This window comes from Flavobacterium sp., from assembly GCF_043773265.1.
Taxonomy (GTDB): domain Bacteria; phylum Bacteroidota; class Bacteroidia; order Flavobacteriales; family Flavobacteriaceae; genus Flavobacterium.
This window is the reverse complement of record NZ_JAYVFH010000201.1, coordinates 1-2,533: the sequence shown is the minus strand read 5'-3', so window position 1 is coordinate 2,533 and position 2,533 is coordinate 1. Positions and strand designations below refer to the sequence as shown.

Sequence of the window (2,533 nt, the reverse complement as noted above, 5' to 3'; positions counted from 1 at the left end):
GCACTAAACCGTTATCATCACTATGGCTCATAATTAAAGCTCCAACTAAGCGGGTAGAAACACCCCATGAAGTGGCCCAGACAAAATCCTGAGTGCCCTCTTTGGTAGCAAATTTAACATCAAATGCTTTTGCAAAATTTTGACCTAAAAAATGTGATGTTCCTGCTTGCAATGCCTTACCATCTTGCATTAGTGCTTCTATACAATAGGTTTCATCTGCTCCAGCAAAACGCTCAGTTTCTGTTTTTAAACCTTTAATTACTGGCATTGCCATAAAATTTTCGGCAAAATCTGCATATACATGCATCATTTTTTCAGATTCTTCTATTGCTTCTTGTTTTGTTGCATGAGCTGTGTGTCCTTCTTGCCATAAAAATTCTGCTGTACGCAAAAATAATCTAGTTCTCATTTCCCATCTAACTACGTTTGCCCATTGATTAATTAATAATGGCAAATCTCTGTATGATTGCACCCAACCTTTATATGTAGACCAAATTATTGCTTCACTTGTTGGTCTAACTATTAATTCTTCCTCTAGTTTTGCATTTGGGTCAACCATTAATTTTCCTGGATTGTCTGGATCATTTTTTAATCTGTAATGCGTTACAATGGCGCATTCTTTAGCAAAACCTTCTGCATTTTTTTCTTCTGCTTCAAACATACTTTTGGGTACAAAAAGCGGAAAATAAGCATTACTGTGACCCGTTTCTTTAAACATTCTGTCTAATTCTGCTTGCATTTTTTCCCAAATTGCATAACCATATGGTTTAATAACCATACAACCTCTAACTCCTGAATTTTCGGCTAAATCTGCTTTAACCACAAGTTCATTATACCATTTGGAATAATCTTCTTCTCTTTTTGTTAAGTTCTTGCTCATATTGAATAGTTTGGCATAAAAATTGTTTTGATAAATTTAACTAAATAGTTCGGCAAAACTAACTATTTTTGTAATGTGCAACAATAAAAATGCTATAGATATGAAAACTATTTACTTTTCTTCGCAAAAAATTTCCATTTATTCTTTATTTGGAATTTTAACTTTGGTTTTAACTTCTTGTGGTTCTTACCAAAACTCTACTTATTACGACAATGATGGTATTTATGGAAGTTCAGATGTGAAAAAGAAAAAAGAAACACAATCTGCTGATTCTAATAATAAATACAAAGATTATTTTAGTTCGTTAAACGAAGATAATCAAAATGAAGTATTTACTGATGTTGATAATTATTCTACTTACAATGATACTATTTTAAGAAATGGTACAGAAGTTCAATCTAATTCTTATGCAAGTTGGGGAAACAATGGCAGTGAATCTGTAGTTGTAAATGTGTACGACAATAATTGGGGATACAATAATTTTGGCTTTAATAATTTTTATGGAAATTATTGGGGTTACAATAATTGGGGTTGGAATGGTTGGTATGGACCAAATTCTTGGTGTGGAAATTATGGAAATGGTTACTACGGAAATGGTTACTACGGAAATGGTTATTACGGAAACAATTATGCTTATAATGGAGGAAGAAGAAATTCTAATTTCAATAATAACTACAGTTATGGTTCTAGATCAAGTGCACCAATAACAAGAAATTTTAATTCTGGAAGAGCTAGAAGCGAAACTAATACTGTTAGAAATACAACAAGAAATTATAACGAATCTGGTACAACAAGAACCAATTCTAATTCTACTAGAACTAGAAATACAAATCAAGTTGGCACTTCACCTACTAGAACTTATAACAGTACATCGCCAACAAGATCAAATTCAGCTACAACACCTGTTAGAACAACAACTCCTACAAGAACTTATGAAGCTCCAACACCTTCCTATTCTCCCAGTTCATCTGGTAGCGGATCTTATGGTGGAAGTAGATCTTCTGGTGGTAGTTCATCATCTGGTGGTGGTGGAAGATCTTCTGGTGGCGGAAGAAGATAATTAAAACATTTAAAAAAAATTTATGAAAAAGACTTTTTTTACAGTGTTTGTGGGACTTATTTTTATTTCTTCACAAGCGCAAGACATTAATGATGCCTTAAGATATTCTAAAGAAAACTTAAATGGAACTGCTAGATTTAGAGCAATGAGTGGAGCTTTTGGAGCATTGGGTGGCGATTTATCTGCAATTGGTGTTAATCCTGCTGGCTCTGTTGTATTTGCAAATAATCAAGCTGGATTTACATTAAGTAGTTTTAATACTAAAAACGATTCAAACTATTTTGGTAAACAAACCTCTGAAAATAACAATACTTTTGATTTAAATCAAGCTGGTGGTGTTTTTGTATTTGACAATAATGATAAAAATAGTGATTGGAAAAAATTTGCTTTAGCTGTAAATTATGATAACGCTGGTGATTTAGATAATAGTATTTTTTCGTCTGGAACTAATCCAAATAATTCAATATCAAATTATTTTTTGAGTTATGCTAATGGTGTACCTCTAAGTATAGTAACTGGAAATGATTTTGATTATGCTGATTTATTTTTTAACGAGCAACAAGCTTACTTAGGTTATCAAAGTTATATAATCA

General features: G+C 32.2%; 2 protein-coding genes and 1 pseudogene. 2 read left to right on the top strand and 1 reads right to left on the bottom strand.

The window, feature by feature from the left end; all coding sequences use genetic code 11:
* A partial coding sequence (locus ACH2BO_RS10795) for an aminoacyl--tRNA ligase-related protein (protein ID WP_395044754.1) occupies positions 1 to 880 on the bottom strand: 880 nt, incomplete at its 3' end.
* 100 nt (positions 881 to 980) lie between these two features.
* Here ACH2BO_RS10795 and ACH2BO_RS10790 point away from each other — a divergent pair.
* Together ACH2BO_RS10790 and ACH2BO_RS10785 are read left to right on the top strand one after the other, a co-directional pair.
* Complete coding sequence (locus ACH2BO_RS10790) at positions 981 to 1,940, top strand: hypothetical protein (RefSeq protein ID WP_395044753.1); 960 nt, start codon at positions 981 to 983, stop codon at positions 1,938 to 1,940.
* Between the two features lie 22 nt (positions 1,941 to 1,962).
* A pseudogene (locus tag ACH2BO_RS10785) lies at positions 1,963 to 2,533 on the top strand (transporter); the annotation flags it as partial.